The sequence below is a fragment of the Streptomyces chattanoogensis genome (genome assembly GCF_001294335.1).
GTDB lineage: Bacteria > Actinomycetota > Actinomycetes > Streptomycetales > Streptomycetaceae > Streptomyces > Streptomyces chattanoogensis.
This window is the reverse complement of record NZ_LGKG01000180.1, coordinates 15,541-27,545: the sequence shown is the minus strand read 5'-3', so window position 1 is coordinate 27,545 and position 12,005 is coordinate 15,541. Positions and strand designations below refer to the sequence as shown.

Sequence of the window (12,005 nt, the reverse complement as noted above, 5' to 3'; positions counted from 1 at the left end):
GCCCCCCTCCTCGCCCCCGCCCCGTCCCGCCGCGTGATCCAGCCCGCCGCGGGCGTGGTGGCCCGCCCGGCCACCCGCGCCGTCCCGTAGCGCCTCGGTGAAGGTCTGGCCGGAGTTCTTGAGCGCGTCCACGCCGGCCTCCGCGCCCGCCTTCGCGCTGCGGCCGACGTCGAAACCCTGCTGGGCCCCGAAGTTCATGTTCATGCCCTGCGCGATGGCGTCGGAGATCATCGCCTCCAACGCGGAGACGGCAGGCTCCTTCACCGTCTCCACGATCGCCTCGACCAGCGCCTCCCGCGCTTCCTTGAGGATCCGGCGCACGATCAGGCGGGTGGCCTGCGTGGCGCCCGCGGCACCGATCTCGGACAGGCCGAGAGTGAAGGGGGCTGCCGCCTGGGCCGCGATGATCTCCGCCGCGAGGATGGCCAGCTGGGCGATGACCGCGATCTTCATTCCGACGATGACCACGGCGCCGGCGTCGAGGGCGAAGGCGATGAGCTCGGCGGCGGTACGGGCATCGTCGAGGTAGCCGGAGCCGCTGCCGGAGAACTTCTCCCAGGTCTTGCTGAAACCCTCGATACTGTCGCCGGAGTTGGCGGAGAGCACGTTCCCGGCGGCGGAGACGCCCTCGGCCTGTAGCTCCTCAACGACGCGCGCGAACTCCCGCCACTTCTCGGCGGATTCGTGCATCTTGTCTTCGTCGCCGGTCGGCCAGTCGAAGCCGAGCATCTCGAGAACCCACTCGGCCCAGTCCGGCAGCATGAGCGACATGGCGGCAATCCCCCAGGGAGCAGCGAAGCGACGATGACGGACGTGGAGCAGCAGGCCGGTTGGCGCCTCAGGTGTGGGGTGACTTGAGCGTCACGATCCTCTGGCTCTCCGCCTCGGCGTTGGCGACGTGCTGTTTCATCAGCGAGTCGTTGAAGTCCTCGTCGGCCTGGTGGTTGTCGGCCATCGCGTTCAGGGCGCCGCCGATCTCCTGGAGCTTGGCGGCCAGATGCCCCATCGACTCGTACATGCCGTCGCGCAGTCCCTCATAGACCACACCGAACTTCTCGCCGATGTCGTCATCGCCCCACGGCGGAGTGTCCTGACCCTCCAGACCGGTCAACCCGTTCTTCAGTGTCTCCACCGCGGACTGATAGCGCTGCCCGACGCTGGTGAAGTCCTTGCCCCCAGCCTTCAGCGACGGTACGTCCGCCTGCAGTCCATCTCCGGCCATGGCGCGCCCCGTTCCCCTGCTCGTGGTCACGTGCGTGAAAGGGTTTGGCAAAGTCTAGAGGCGAACGCCCCTACCACATCAAGACATTGACCGTCACAAGGGTGTCACCGAGGTAACTGGCGCGACTGCGGCCGCTGGCACCCGGGAGTCAATCAGAGACTCCGACGTCATGATCCCGCCCCGCAAGCGATCGAGGCCCAGGCACCCGGCTCTCACCGGCCGACCTGGGCCTTCGTCGTACCCGTCGCACGCGCGCCTGCCTGGTGGGAGCGAGGTTGCACTTGGACGTCCAGGGCTGTCGCTGTTCACCGACGTTGATGTCAGTGGTGGACGTCAGATCCGTCGGCCTACGTCCTTGGCGAGAGCCTGGCAGCCCGCAACTTCGGATGTCACTCCTCATGGGGTTCAGGTGGCTCCAGCGTCCGCCGCCCTCGTGCCGCATCTCCATTCCCTGATAAGGCTGCCGGGAACCGGCTGGGCTGGACTGAGCCGTACTGATCTCGGTCACCACGATCGCTCTCGGGTGTACGTCATAGGTGACGGTCAGGCGATGATCACCGCCGGCTCGCCACACTCCGCCGCGGCCTCCGCGCGATCCGGCTGCACGACGCCCGCCACGGATGCGCGACGATCCTTGCTGCCGGCCTCGCTGTGCGTCGCGATGGAGGCCCTTCGGCACAGCCAGATCAGCACCACCATGCACATCTATACGCACATCTATACGCACATCCATACGGACATCCCAGGACACGCAGCGCGCGGCCATCAGCCACATGGAACGGATGCTCAAGAGGCGCACCGGCCGTGAGTGACCGTCGCCGTTGATGTCAGACGTGGATGTCAAAGAGCACCTACGAGATTTCGTAGGTGCTCTTTGCGCTGGTGCCCCCGGCAGGGCACCGGGCAGATGGGAACGGGTGTAGGCCGTGGCTACTGGGGTCGCGGATCACCGTAGAGGCCGCTTGTCCGCTCTGATGCGTGCTTGGCCTTGGCCGGAGGCGCATGTCATGGGCGGGGCGGTCCGAATGTGGCCGCCGCAGCACTGCCGACCCGTACGTGCCAGGATGCACTCCGTTCGCTCATCGGTGACCCACCACTGGTTCCTACAGACAGGCCGCCAGAGGGATCCCGGCTTCCCTCTGGCTACCCTCGTGACTGCGCGTACTTGTCGATTTCCGCCAAGGCTGCTGCCACGTCCCCTTGCTCGAAGGCCAGCCGGCCAGCCTGTGCTGCCAGTTCCAACTGCAGCACGCGAGGGTCACCATCCGTCGCGACCAACGCGCAGTCGATGCGTGGGATTGCTGACTCGGCGCTTGCACGATTTTCGTCGATCCTGGCCTGAGCTGTTGCCAACGTTAGGGATAGATCGACGGACGCGAAGCCTGCGTCCTGCAAGCGCGCACGCAGTTCCGTGATCAGGCGCAGCGCGATGTCCTCCAACGAGCCATCCCGCACCGAGAGTTCCAGACCAAGCGGTGCACTACCGAAACCGGTTTTCTCCTGCGCACGCAGCCGGAGTGTGTCCGTTCTCAGCACCGAGTGGTGGTCCAGGATGAAGACCAGAACCATCGCCGTCTTCACGGCATCGGCAATGGAGTCTTCCCCCGCCAAGGGCTGCAGCAGCCACTCCCGCTTCTCATCTGCCACACGTTCCGGTCGCTGTCCCTGAAGGAGGGCGGTGATCCCCTCCGCGGGCGAAGAACCGAGGAACCACGAGCCGCTGTGATCGACGGAGAAGAGTCGAGCCGGCTCGTCGACAGCGAGCAGGGCATCGGAGTCGGTGCGGCCGAAGGGGAACAGTTTGACGCCCAGGGCTTCACCCAACTCGGCAAGCGTGTTGTGGGTGTACCGGCCGAGGCGGGGATCCACCGTGCATCCTGTGGCGGCCACTTGCTGTCCAGCAGCCGTGGGCCGGAAAGCCAATCCGTGGAACTCGCGGATGCTTTGCTCTGCCGCCGGGAAGAGCACCCACCGTCCGGAGCCCGACTTTGCGACTGTGCTCACTGTCTCCAATATCGCGAGCATTCCGTCGCTCCCGATGTCCCGTTCGGGTTGCCATCCTGCGGCGTGAAGCACTTTCCTGTCTTCAGTCACGACCCATGATCCTCACGCCGAGTTCGTCAAGCAGCGCGGTGCAAGAACGGCAGGGCAGCGTCGGCTTTCCATGTTCCGGATCGCCGGGCTCGCGAATGAGCCGCGAGAGAATCACGGAATCCGCGAAGTGTGGTGCCGCGGCTTCCAGCGTGGTATGGCTCCCGCCTATCTGCTGCTCGTCCAAATGCCACAACTGGTCTGAGACAAGCGCCGATTCGGCACAGTACCCTGCGAATGGCTCACGCAACTGCACGGGAAGAAAGCGAAAGAAACGGTTGACTGCCGGATGCAGATTGGGTTCCCCGCCACCTGAAAGGTTGGTCTGACTGAGCACCATGTCATTAATGAGCAGAGACGATGCGACACCTGGGACACGGCTAGACAAAGAAATCCTCCGCATCCCGCAGACGGCTTCCTTCCAGGCGTTTGGCGAACGCCTCGATCGGCCGCTCGGCCACGAAGTAAGAACCCGTTTCGTGCAGGTAAAAGACTCGCTCAGTGTCATCCATCAGAACGATGCCGAGCTCTCGTGTTTCGTATGCCACAGGAAAAATAGGCCTGCCGAGACTCTGACTCAACTCGACGATGTCTTCGGCGTCTTCGTCGTACCCGAATGTTGGCGTCACAACCATCTTGATGCTCGGACTCCGCGGGTAGGGGAGTTCGAGATTTCCGTACTCGCGAACGAAAGCCGTTGCGCACGGCAGCGGAGCAATACTTTCTCCTTGGTCCGCAAAATCTCGAACCCTGGCCGAGATGAGCCGGTCGGCCTCCTCGCCGATGTCCCGACCGGGGAACCAGCCGTGCTCCGTCAGCCAAGATCTGACTTCTTCTTCACCGATCACGGTTTCTGCCAATCCTCCGCACCTGCCTAGCTTCTGTGCGCGATGATACCGAGCCTCGGCAGCATCCGTTTGCAGGAGTCACAGGGTTCCTTGTAAACCCCATGTTTCTCGATTATCTCATCCCCCTTCTTCCTAACTCCGATGTTGTTGCTGTGCATCACTCCCCCCGCCAGCTCCCTCTTTAGATCTTCCTCGCTGGTGAAACGCGTGCCATGGGGATCCGACTCTTTCAACCGGTCGGATATCAGGGCAACTTCGGCGCACTTTCCGTGCCCAGCACTGATACCGCCCTGTTGCTCAATGTCGTCCAGCGCCTTCTTGAGTTCCGGATGGACGTCGATGGCGGTATTCGTTCCGTATTTTGTGGAGCTTGTGTGTCCCGTAATCACGCCATTATGCAAGAAGCTGCCGGCGCATCCATTCTTGATTTTATATGCGCCCGGCGTCTCCACGCCTCTCTCCTGCCTTGGCGTTGTGGGCATCGTTCGCGAGTCGCCGCGACTCTTCCTCGAGCAGTCTGATCCTCTGGTCGTGGTCGAGGCCGCTCACGTCAAGGGCGCGGCCATGGTGGTTTTTCATCCCCCATGCGCTTTGTCCATGCCAGGGAGGGTTGATGGGTTGCCCCTGCGGGCTATTGCCCCCACCTGGCGGCCGATTGCCGGGACCTCCCGGTCCCTTCCCGCCTCCCGGTCCTTTGCTGCCGCCTGTGGCCCCACCCGCTCCCGGAGCCTTCGGGTCCTTCGTGTCATTCTTGTCGAGACCCTTGAAGTGGTCAGCAAGTCCCTTGTCGTTGTCGCGGTGGTTCTTCTTCATCTGCGTGACGCCGCGGGTCATGTTCTCGCCGAGATGCTTGGCGGTCTTCTTGACGCCGTCCTCGATGCCGTCGACGACCTTGTCCAGCACCACGTTCGCGGCATCGGCGATGGCGTCCTTGCCGCGGGTGCGGCCATGGTGGCTCCTGGCCCGGCCGATCTTGCCGCCGGCCTTGTTGCGGAACGTGCCGCTCGCGCTTTGCAGACCGGTCACGGCGTTGTCGTGTTCGCCCTCGTCGAAGCTGAAGCCGGTGCCGCCACCGCCACCGCCACCGCCTCCGCCGCCACCCCCGTCGCCTGCGCTGAGGAGCCCCATCGTCGGGTTGGCGGCAGCTTCCTTCGCGGACTTCTTGGCGTTCTGTACGCCCTGGTTGAAGCCGTCCTTGCCCGCGTTGGCGGTGCGGCCGAGGTCGACGCCGTCCTGTACGCCGAGCGCGTTGGCGCCGAGCTGGACGACCAGGTCCCCGACCATCGCGCCCAGGGCCTCCTCGACAGGAGTCAGGGCGATGCTGACGACCTGTTCGGCGACTTGCTGGCAGACTTCCTTGAACAGCCGCTTGAGGATCATCCTCGTCGCCTGCGTCGCGCCCAGCGCGCCCAGCTCCGACAAACCAAGGGTGAAGGGGGCCGCGGCCTGAGCAGCGATCACCTCAGCGGCCAGGATGCCCAGCTGGACCAGCGCGCCGATCTTGGCGCCCTCGATGAGCACCGCGACACCGTCCATGGCGGTGCCTGCCATACGGCCACAGTCGGCAAGCCCCTTGAGGTGCTTGCCGTTGATCTTGCTCCAGTGTGCGTTGAGCGCCTCCACAGCGAGCGAGCCACCTGCCGAGCTCACCAGGCTCTGGATGGCGGTATGCGCCTCGTTCGCACCCTCGTCGATGTCATCGGCGAACTCCCGCATGGCGTTCGCCATCTCGCGGTAGTCGTCCTCATCCACGTTCGGCCATGACACACCGATCAGATCGAGCAGCTCACGGAGCGGCGAATGGTGATATGGGTTTCGGCATCGTGGGCCTTTCCTCCTCGATCCGGTGAGGCGAGAGGTCCGGTGCGGGGGTTTCCGGTTCGTCGTGCGGTTTGCTTGTCATGGTCAACAGCCAACCGCGGTCGTCCGTTTGGGTCGGGAGCCGGCATGGGGGCCAAAGCGGGGGGCCACTATGGGGGCCAGGGTTCGCATGTTCCGAGGAGACGTGATGGGCGAGACGGGTATCGGTGCTCTGCTCGTCCGGCTGCGTATGGAGTGGGGATGGTCCCAGCAGCGGGTGGCGGAGGAGTACAACGCCCTGGAGGGGCGTGCTGCCAAGACGGGCAAGGAGATCGGGCGCTACGAGCGTGAGGTGCGCATCCCTGTCCCGTACACCCGGAAGTACCTGGCGAGGGTGTTCGGTGTTGATGTAGCGGCGCTCGACCAGGCTGCTGCGTTCAGCAAGAGCCAGCGGGGCGGGGATGCAGCCACCGGGTCCGCGCAGGAACTGCCCGGTTCGCCCTCGGTACGCCCACACCCGCTAGTGAGCGCCGTGTCAGCGGATGCGGTGGTGCCGGCAGACTTCGCCCGGTTCATTGCGCAGGGCAATGTCGATGAGATTGTCGTCGAGCAGCTGGAGGCCGACGTCGCCCGGCTCGCCCGCTCCTACGTCAGCCACCCGCTGCTGGAGCTGCACGTGGAGATCAAGCGGTTACGAGACGGGGTGTTCGAGCTGCTGCGCGGGCTGTCGGCGCACGTCTGCCTGGACCTGGGCGACTATGACGCCGCGGCCACGCACGCCCGTACGGCCCGCGCATGCGCCGAGGCGGCCGGACACGAGGGCATGCTGGCCTGGGTACGTGCCGTGGAGTCCTTGATCGCTCACTGGACCGGGCGGTACGAACAGGCGGCGCGGCTGGCGCGAGCCGGCCGCCGGTACCGGGCGGGCGGCAGCATCGAGGCCCGGCTGGCGAGCCTGGAGGCGCGCGCTGGCCATAGTCGGTGACAGCACAGGCGTATTGGCCGCCCTGATGGACGCCGAACGCTCCCGCGAGGCGATGCCTGGCCACGACGAGGTGCCAGGAGTCTTTGCCTTCCCGGTAGCCAAGCAGTTTGCCTACGCCGGGACCACCCATCTGGCTCTGGGCGGGCGTGAGCAAATTCAGCGGGCATACCGCGCTCGTGGAGGGTGACGGGCTGCTCCTGGCGGTACTTGAGGACGCGGCCCCTGGGGTGGTGACGGTGCGCGTGTGGACGCTCCTGCCACGCCGGGCACCGGCCGGGCCGGGCATCGCCGTTCATGTGACCGCCTCGCCGCGGCAGTAGATTGGTGGAGCCGCTGGTTTTGGGCCGGGCGCTGATCTGACGTCCCATAAGGGGGCTGTCGTGGCGTCTGTCTGCGCATGCGGTCAATATTTCGAGGTCAACGACGACGGGGAACTCTGCCTCAAGCCTGGCGTTCAAGGGCTGCGCGACGTCGTGTACTTCAAAGAGCCCGGGGCCCACCAGTTCGTCAAAGACGACTACCCCTGGTTGGCACGCATCAGGGTGCGCGTGCAGGCGGGCGGCGGTGGCGCGGCCGGCGCGGCTGCCGCCGCCAAACAGCTGGTCACGCGTCCGGGCGGAGCAGGCGGCGGCTACAGCGAGGCCGTGATCGACGCGGCCACACTCGGCGCAGTGGAGTCCGTCGTCGTCGGCGCGGGCGGCGAGGCCGGCGGGACGTCGACCGACGGCGGCCCCGGCGGGAACAGCAGTTTCGGCGGCTTTGTCGTCGCCAACGGCGGCGGAGGCGGGACCGCGGTCATGACGTCCGGGACTTCTGTGCAGTGCTACTCCGGTATCGCTGCCCCGCTCGCCGGGAGCGGCGACTGGTCGACCGGCGGCGGCGCCGGCGGCGCATGCATCCGCCTCAGCGGGACCCAGGGGCTAGCAGGCGCGGGTGGTGACTCCCGCCTCGGGCACGGGGGTTTCCCCCGGGCGTCCAATGGCGGCGGTGGTGCCCCCCCCGGGGCTACGGCGGCGGCGCGGCCGGAGGCTTTGCCCGGGGCGACTCCAGTACTCCCGGGACCGAGGGTGCGAGCGGCATTGTGATCAGCGAACTCTATGGCTGAGGCCATGCCGCCGCGCTGACGGATCAGCGCGGCGGCATGTCACCCATAATTTACGTGATCCGGCGGTGTCACCAGTTGATGTATACCGGCTTGGCGGAGAGGTAAATCCCCAATACTCGCTTCCCGTTTATTCGGTCCAGAGTGAAATAGAAATCTCCCTTGTCGCCGCGCGGAACGGACCAGCTGCTCCCGCCGCCGCATGGATTGGCTCTCTGGCCATAGTGGTCGTCAGGGCCGAAGACATCACGACGCAAGGAGATGTGAGCGTCACGTCGTGAACTGCCGCGATCTTCCTCAACATCACAGTTTTTGAAGGTCACCGTGGTGTTCTTGCTGTCGACCTGGTTGTCCGTCCAGCGCGAAGATTCGTTCTGAATCTGCCAGGCAGTCACATAGGTGGTTCGGTTGCCCTCAGCGTACGCAGGCGTTGCGAACAGGCCACCAGCAATGGCGGCGCTCATGACGACTGCGGGTATTGCACGTCGAGTTCGAATAGACATAAGAGACTCCTCATTTCTCATCAGTGGTTTGCTTAGGGAAGTCAGGAACTGCGCAGGAGTCTGGCTCGTTGGGAAGCCAGAGCGCATCCGACAGCAAGGAGCACGGCCACTTCAATCAGCGCAATGCCTGAGTTGTAGGGGTGTACGGGCCAGGCCCATGGCCTAGGCCCGCCACCTGCACCCCATCCAGCGGCGGCGCACGCCAGCGGAAGGACCCCGACGAGCGTGGTAGCCGCAGCCGTTCCCACAGCGGCACGCAGAATCAGCGCCACGCCGAGGAATCCTGTGATGTTCCGTGCCAGAGATATCCCCTGCGGAACATCCGCAGCCCGAAGGGCCGCAGCCAGAAGCCAGCACGCAGCGACAGCACCAACCGCCAGAGTGAGCAGGCGGTATGTCGACGAGCGAGTTGCCACCGCCTCGATCCGTATGTCGCCCCGCTCAAATCCATGGAGGAGCAATGCGACGGGTAGCACTCCCAGGAGTTGCACGACCAGTAGTTCGCCCGCCGGCCCGCCGATAACCGTAGGCACAGGGATAGCTGTCTGCCCGATCACAACGGCGGCGAGAAACGCGATCGCAGTAGCACCGACGGTCTCTCGGATTCCCCATGTTTTTATCCACCACCTCATCGAGTGGCTCCCGCATCTACCTTGTGCGCAGCGGACACGACGGGCTCGGTGGTGCAGTCTGAGAGCGCCTGCCGATTGTGCTTGTACCAGGCAAGCTGTGCACTCTTCGGGCTGTCTCTGACCTTTCGCGCTACGGCGACGTCCTCCGGGGAGTACCGCCCATCACGGTCGGTGACCTTGAGTCCCGCTGTCATGTCGAGCCACGCGGACACGGGACCGTAGGCGGCGGCTCCAGGCTGCTGCTGAGAATTCGCGCATGCCGGGGGTCCATCGGGCAATAGGGCCCCGGTGAACGCCATGGTCATTTGCTCCGGGGTAGATCCGACTTCAAGCCCTAGCGAGAGTTCACCATTCTGAGCGCGTTCAGCTGTCGTGATCGTGCCGGGTATGTCGAGCCCCACGCCCATGAGACGGTCCCGCACTGACCTGACGGTACGGCGAATGTCCTCGGACTGTCCCGACAGTTCGGGCCACAGACAGATCTGCGGTTGTTCTCCGGAACACTTAAGGTCATTCGTTGGCCTGGCAGTAGACGCCCGTACATCGAGGGGCTTGGCCAACCAGGACCCGACGCCGATGCCGGTCAAGACCAGCACGCCGGCAGCCACAGCGGCCACAACTCGGTGGGCGCGTGACCCCAACACCAGGGCGGCAACCAGAATCGCCAGGGCCACGACACAGCCGGCGCCGATGGCACGACCATCGGGAACCTCAGCCACGGTGCAGCAACTACGCAGTCCAGAGCCTACGAGGTGCCGCATCCACAGTGGTTCCATCGCGGAGGGATAGGCCAGCACTACGAAACTGACCAGCAGCGATACCGGAACGGCCACCACGATCGGAACAGCGCGTCCGAGAGCAAACCCGGCAACGCTGTGAGCGGCGATGATGAGCAGCCACTCACCCACTATCCCCGGATGCGGCAGGCCGGAGCCGGGTGAGGCCGCGAAGGCCGCCAGCGCCAGCGCCAAGCCCATTCCGATCGTGCCGAGTGCGAACACCGGAATCAGCATGACCCCCGATGTGGCCAAGGGTGCGCGGGCTGGGACCAGCATGGACACCCTGCCGCGCCGCAGGCGTGAGCCCTCCCAGGCACCAGAGGCCGCGCAGGCTGGGGCGACAAATGCCAGCGCGAAGGTCGCCGTGCCAGTAACCCCCGTCCAGTAGCCGAACGTCGGCCACGAGGTCAGGTCCTTACTGAGCAAAGTAAGGATGAAGACCCCGAGAAGGGGCGCCATCCAGGTGGCGGATGAGGACCGCACGACGGTGGACCAACGCATCACGCCTCCCGCTGAATCAGACGTGTGTAGGCGCCCTCCGCCTGCCGTCCCGGCACAGTGTCGCTGGGAGCCATCGACAAGAACCCTTCCGTCCCGCCCTGGTAGCGGACGGTGCCGGATTCAAGGACGATCACGTGATCGTAGATATCGCTGAGGTCCTCGGTCTGGTGGGTGGAGACCACGACTTGTACGCCCTCGCGCAGCTCACCCAATAGCTCACGGAAGACTTGCCGCTGGGATGGATCGAGCCCGGCAGTTGGCTCGTCCAGCAGCAGAATTTCGCTCCGATGTACCAGGGCTCCGGCTATGCCGAGCCGTCGTAGTTGCCCACCGGAGAGCTGATGGGACTTGCGCTCGCTCAGATCCCGTAGCCGTACTCTGGACAGGGCTTGAGCCGATGCGTCCCATGCGTCGCGCCTGGATACGCCCTTGAGCCAGCCCACGTAAGCAGCCTGCTCCCGAACGGTCAGCCCTGGCATAGCAGTGACGTTCTGCGGTAGCCATCCCACCGCCTTGCGGTATGCCACGAGATCCCGGCGAGTGGAAGGGGAAAGAGAACGCCAAGTCACTTTTCCCGAAGCAGGCTTGAGCCAGGAGGCTCCTACGCTCATGAGGGTGGACTTGCCAGCTCCATTGGGCCCCAATAGGACCGTGCAGCCGGAGGGAATTTCAAGGCTGAATCGGTTGAGGACCGGGGCGCTGCGTCCGTAGGCGTATGAACAGCGCTCAAAGGTCAAAGACACGTGGTTTCCCTGTGTAGATGGGCTTGTGGAAGAGGCGGCTGTGCCGCGGGACTGAAAGAGACCCACGGCACGCCGCCGGGTTAGACCGTTACCAACTGATGTACACAGGGTTGGCGCTCAAATGGACCGAGACGTTCGTGCCGTTGACTCGATCAAGGGTGAAGTAGAACTCCCCCTTGTCCCCCCGTGGGACGGACCAGTACGCGCCGCCTTCACAGGTTCCCTTTCGCTGGCCGTAGTGGTCGTCAGGCCCGAAGACGTCACGTCGCAGAGACGTGTACGCACTCGCATGCTTGTCCGGGTCGCTCAGCATCTTGCAGCTGCGAAACGTAACGCTGGTCTGCTTGGAATCGACCTGGTTGTCGGTCCAACGACTGGATTCCGTACTCGTAGCCCAGTTGGATATATAGGTCTTCCGGCTGCCTTCAGCGTGAGCAGTGCCGGCGGTAACAGCCAATGCGGCAACGCCAGCGAGAGCTGTCGCCATCACCTTGCGCATGATGTGTGTCCTCTTCTTCGCAGTAGACCTATGAACCACCCCTGGGCTCAGCGGGTAACTGCAACACAACGCAAGGCATGCGTATGGCAAGACCTGTCCCCCCCAGGCGTGGCTGAACTCCCGTGGTCGCCGAGAGCTCGGATTGCGAGGCGACGTTATGTCATGCCCTAGCCGCGATGCAACAGCACTTCTGACATATGCCCTGGAGTCAGATCTTGTTGGATATCACCGAGTTGCACTGCGCATCCATACAACAGACTTCGGTCTTCCCTCCAGGACACGGCACACGACACTGCGTCA

The 12,005-nt window shown here is 64.7% G+C and carries 14 protein-coding genes and 1 pseudogene; 4 read left to right on the top strand and 11 right to left on the bottom strand.

Annotated elements, in window-relative coordinates:
- Together ADL29_RS34310 and ADL29_RS34305 are read right to left on the bottom strand one after the other, a co-directional pair.
- The coding region (locus ADL29_RS34310) for a WXG100-like domain-containing protein (protein WP_078971500.1) at positions 1 to 771 on the bottom strand (771 nt) is incomplete at its 3' end.
- A gap of 67 nt (positions 772 to 838) precedes the next feature.
- Positions 839 to 1,222 carry a WXG100 family type VII secretion target gene (locus ADL29_RS34305; protein ID WP_053927436.1) on the bottom strand — a complete coding sequence of 128 codons (384 nt, stop codon included), beginning with the start codon at positions 1,220 to 1,222 and terminating at the stop codon, positions 839 to 841.
- A gap of 582 nt (positions 1,223 to 1,804) precedes the next feature.
- Between ADL29_RS34305 and ADL29_RS45745 the strand changes: the two are divergent.
- Positions 1,805 to 2,034, top strand: a pseudogene (locus ADL29_RS45745) (tyrosine-type recombinase/integrase); the annotation flags it as partial.
- A gap of 331 nt (positions 2,035 to 2,365) precedes the next feature.
- On the opposite strand, the gene ADL29_RS34300 reads toward ADL29_RS45745, so the two are convergent.
- From ADL29_RS34300 to ADL29_RS34290, 5 genes are read right to left on the bottom strand one after another with little or no spacing between them, the layout of a single operon-like run.
- Positions 2,366 to 3,316, bottom strand: a complete 951-nt coding sequence (locus ADL29_RS34300) for an SUKH-3 domain-containing protein (RefSeq protein ID WP_078971499.1) — start codon at positions 3,314 to 3,316, stop codon at positions 2,366 to 2,368.
- On the bottom strand, positions 3,309 to 3,653 hold the full coding sequence (locus ADL29_RS42045) for a YwqJ-related putative deaminase (protein ID WP_245689750.1): 345 nt from the start codon (positions 3,651 to 3,653) through the stop codon (positions 3,309 to 3,311). The genes ADL29_RS34300 and ADL29_RS42045 overlap by 8 nt, the downstream gene beginning before the upstream one ends.
- Positions 3,654 to 3,693: 40 nt before the next feature.
- The gene (locus ADL29_RS34295) at positions 3,694 to 4,173 is read right to left on the bottom strand and encodes an SUKH-3 domain-containing protein (protein ID WP_245689749.1); all 480 of its coding nucleotides are present in this window, start codon (positions 4,171 to 4,173) and stop codon (positions 3,694 to 3,696) included.
- 14 nt (positions 4,174 to 4,187) lie between these two features.
- Entirely contained in the window at positions 4,188 to 4,613 is a 426-nt protein-coding gene (locus ADL29_RS42040) for a YwqJ-related putative deaminase (RefSeq protein ID WP_157878650.1), read from the bottom strand.
- The gene (locus ADL29_RS34290; RefSeq protein WP_470623031.1) at positions 4,591 to 5,928 is read right to left on the bottom strand and encodes a WXG100-like domain-containing protein; all 1,338 of its coding nucleotides are present in this window, start codon (positions 5,926 to 5,928) and stop codon (positions 4,591 to 4,593) included. The genes ADL29_RS42040 and ADL29_RS34290 overlap by 23 nt, the downstream gene beginning before the upstream one ends.
- Positions 5,929 to 6,169: 241 nt before the next feature.
- On the opposite strand from ADL29_RS34290, the gene ADL29_RS34285 reads away from it, so the two are divergent.
- The 3 genes from ADL29_RS34285 to ADL29_RS34280 all read left to right on the top strand — a co-directional run bounded on the left by ADL29_RS34285 (position 6,170) and on the right by ADL29_RS34280 (position 8,031).
- Positions 6,170 to 6,946, top strand: a complete 777-nt coding sequence (locus tag ADL29_RS34285) for a hypothetical protein (protein ID WP_245689748.1) — start codon at positions 6,170 to 6,172, stop codon at positions 6,944 to 6,946.
- 146 nt (positions 6,947 to 7,092) lie between these two features.
- The gene (locus ADL29_RS44300; RefSeq protein ID WP_169795282.1) at positions 7,093 to 7,266 is read left to right on the top strand and encodes a hypothetical protein; all 174 of its coding nucleotides are present in this window, start codon (positions 7,093 to 7,095) and stop codon (positions 7,264 to 7,266) included.
- 60 nt (positions 7,267 to 7,326) lie between these two features.
- On the top strand, positions 7,327 to 8,031 hold the full coding sequence (locus tag ADL29_RS34280; protein ID WP_245689747.1) for a glycine-rich domain-containing protein: 705 nt from the start codon (positions 7,327 to 7,329) through the stop codon (positions 8,029 to 8,031).
- An 88-nt stretch (positions 8,032 to 8,119) separates the two neighbouring features.
- Here ADL29_RS34280 and ADL29_RS43840 read toward each other — a convergent pair whose 3' ends face one another.
- The 4 genes from ADL29_RS43840 to ADL29_RS43835 all read right to left on the bottom strand — a co-directional run bounded on the left by ADL29_RS43840 (position 8,120) and on the right by ADL29_RS43835 (position 11,705).
- On the bottom strand, positions 8,120 to 8,512 hold the full coding sequence (locus tag ADL29_RS43840) for a hypothetical protein (RefSeq protein WP_157878649.1): 393 nt from the start codon (positions 8,510 to 8,512) through the stop codon (positions 8,120 to 8,122).
- A 667-nt stretch (positions 8,513 to 9,179) separates the two neighbouring features.
- Positions 9,180 to 10,196, bottom strand: a complete 1,017-nt coding sequence (locus tag ADL29_RS34275) for a DUF7224 domain-containing protein (RefSeq protein WP_157878648.1) — start codon at positions 10,194 to 10,196, stop codon at positions 9,180 to 9,182.
- Positions 10,197 to 10,462: 266 nt separating this feature from the next.
- The gene (locus ADL29_RS34270; RefSeq protein ID WP_053927431.1) at positions 10,463 to 11,206 is read right to left on the bottom strand and encodes an ATP-binding cassette domain-containing protein; all 744 of its coding nucleotides are present in this window, start codon (positions 11,204 to 11,206) and stop codon (positions 10,463 to 10,465) included.
- 88 nt (positions 11,207 to 11,294) lie between these two features.
- Complete coding sequence (locus ADL29_RS43835) at positions 11,295 to 11,705, bottom strand: hypothetical protein (RefSeq protein WP_157878647.1); 411 nt, start codon at positions 11,703 to 11,705, stop codon at positions 11,295 to 11,297.
- Positions 11,706 to 12,005 lie beyond the last annotated feature (300 nt).

Excerpts from the sequence above, each read along its gene's own strand:
- ADL29_RS34305 (WP_053927436.1), bottom strand. The coding sequence starts at position 1,222 with ATGGCCGGAGATGGACTGCAGGCGGACGTACCGTCGCTGAAGGCTGGG.
- ADL29_RS42045 (WP_245689750.1), bottom strand. The coding sequence starts at position 3,653 with ATGGTGCTCAGTCAGACCAACCTTTCAGGTGGCGGGGAACCCAATCTG.
- ADL29_RS34285 (WP_245689748.1), top strand. The coding sequence starts at position 6,170 with ATGGGCGAGACGGGTATCGGTGCTCTGCTCGTCCGGCTGCGTATGGAG.
- ADL29_RS43840 (WP_157878649.1), bottom strand. The coding sequence starts at position 8,512 with ATGAGCGCCGCCATTGCTGGTGGCCTGTTCGCAACGCCTGCGTACGCT.
- ADL29_RS34275 (WP_157878648.1), bottom strand. The coding sequence starts at position 10,196 with ATGCTGATTCCGGTGTTCGCACTCGGCACGATCGGAATGGGCTTGGCG.
- ADL29_RS43835 (WP_157878647.1), bottom strand. The coding sequence starts at position 11,705 with ATGCGCAAGGTGATGGCGACAGCTCTCGCTGGCGTTGCCGCATTGGCT.